Origin of the sequence: Streptosporangium sp. NPDC002721 (genome assembly GCF_042888905.1) — a bacterium.
Classification (GTDB): Bacteria; Actinomycetota; Actinomycetes; order Streptosporangiales; family Streptosporangiaceae; genus Streptosporangium.
The window spans coordinates 1-1,724 of record NZ_JBIAQI010000091.1 but is presented as its reverse complement, the minus strand read 5'-3'; the positions used below and the strand labels follow the sequence as shown (position 1 = coordinate 1,724).

Sequence of the window (1,724 nt, the reverse complement as noted above, 5' to 3'; positions counted from 1 at the left end):
GGTGGGGCAGTTGCGGCTGGTGACGTTACGCCAGGTCTGGCCGTTCGCACCGCCGTAGGTGACACCGTTGAAGGTCGGCCTGACGCGCTCGGAGCCGGCGAACCCCCACGACGCCTCCCCGTCGCCGTTCGAGTCGTAGCCCAGCTCGAAGTGCAGGTGCGGGTGCCCGTTCGACGTCGGCCCGGTCGCGCCCACCCTGCCTATCACCGTTCCCGCCTGCACCCGTGCCCCGACCGAGACAGCACGGGAGTGCAGGTGGATGTAGGTGGTGTAGTAGCCGCCGCCGTGATCGATCTGGATCGTGTTGCCGGCGTTGCCGTGCTGGAAGGACTGGTTCACCGTCCCGGCGGCGGGGGCCACGAGCGTGGCACCGTCGGTGCCGTGCTGGTCGGGCTCCCGCACCATGTCGAGCGCGGGGGCGTGCGCCCAGGTGTCCAGCCGCCACTGCTGGCCGCACGGGAACGGTAACTGCAGGGCGGGGGCGGCCATCGCCGGGCTCGCCGTGGCGACCACGCCGGCGGCGGCGAGAACAGCGGTGGCGATGCTCAGTCGTGCCGCGGTGAATGTGAACATGGGGCTCCTTCAAAAGACCGGCGAAATCCCGTCGGTCCCGCGTGAAAAGGGTTCTGGTCCGTTCTCCGCCGGGCGGTCGTATTCGCCCCGGCGGCTGTGAACGGCAGTCTTCACACGGCTGCTGCAAACCGAGTCCAAATCCGCTCCAACCCGCCGTTCATGTCCGGGCACGCCGTGCCGGGGGTCCTGGCCGGGCCGCATCGCGGCACCCAGGTCAGGGCGGGTGGTGCGATACACGGCGGTACGGCGGGCTTTGACCAGCGGATACGCCGGCAGGATCGCCGTTTCACGAGGTCCGGCGCCCCCGCCTCGCTAACGCGGCCGGGTCCGGTGGCGGAGCGGAAACCGGTCATGCGAACCGGTCCAGGAATGTCGTGCGGGTTTTCCCCGACCGCGGCTTAAAAGCGCGTTGCAGCGGGATTACAGCGGCCGGTGGCACCTTTACGGCGGCAGGCAATCAGCAGGAACCGGAGGGAAATCCCATGGTCGTATTCGCGCTCCGCCGTTCATTGGCCGTCGTTTGCACGGTCGGCGCGGCGGCGTTCGGTCTCACCGCGGTCGACGTCGCGAGCAGGTCGGCGCAGGCGCAGGCGCAGGCGGCACAGGCAACACCGGCGGCGCAGGCGGCGAGCGTGCCCAACGGCACGATCACCCGCGCCGAGGTGCTGGCCCGCGCGCAGAACTGGGTCGATCGCGACGTGAAGTACAACCTCACGCGGCGCTCCAACACATTGGTCACCGACGCGGAGGGCGACAACCGGTACGGGCCCGACTGTTCGGGGCTGGTGTCCATGGCGTGGCACATCACCGCGAACGCCGGCAAGGGCGGGAACAGCACCTCCGACTTCCTGAACTACTCCGACCTCATCCGCCTGTCGAGCGCGCGCGACCTCCTGCCCGGGGACGCGATCCTCCGCGACGGGCACATGGAGCTCTTCGCGCGCTGGAAGGACACGAGCGACCCGACCAAGGGCGCGTGGACCTACTCGCTCAACGGGACCGGGAATCCCGACTCGGGCGGCTGGGAGAACGACTGGGCGAAGGGGCCCGCGGCCAACTCCCACGGTCAGCGCGGGGACGAGTCGTGGTCGAGCATCGTCAACGACTACATCCCCGTGCGGTACAGGAGGATCGTCGGCGAGGCGCCACCG

General features: G+C 69.8%; 2 protein-coding genes. One reads left to right on the top strand and one right to left on the bottom strand.

Features of this window, described 5'->3' with window-relative positions; genetic code table 11:
* A partial coding sequence (locus tag ACFYWM_RS44680; RefSeq protein WP_389927984.1) for a M23 family metallopeptidase occupies positions 1-573 on the bottom strand: 573 nt, incomplete at its 3' end.
* 482 nt (positions 574-1,055) lie between these two features.
* Here ACFYWM_RS44680 and ACFYWM_RS44675 point away from each other — a divergent pair.
* On the top strand, positions 1,056-1,724 hold a 669-nt coding region (locus ACFYWM_RS44675; RefSeq protein ID WP_389927981.1), incomplete at its 3' end, for a hypothetical protein.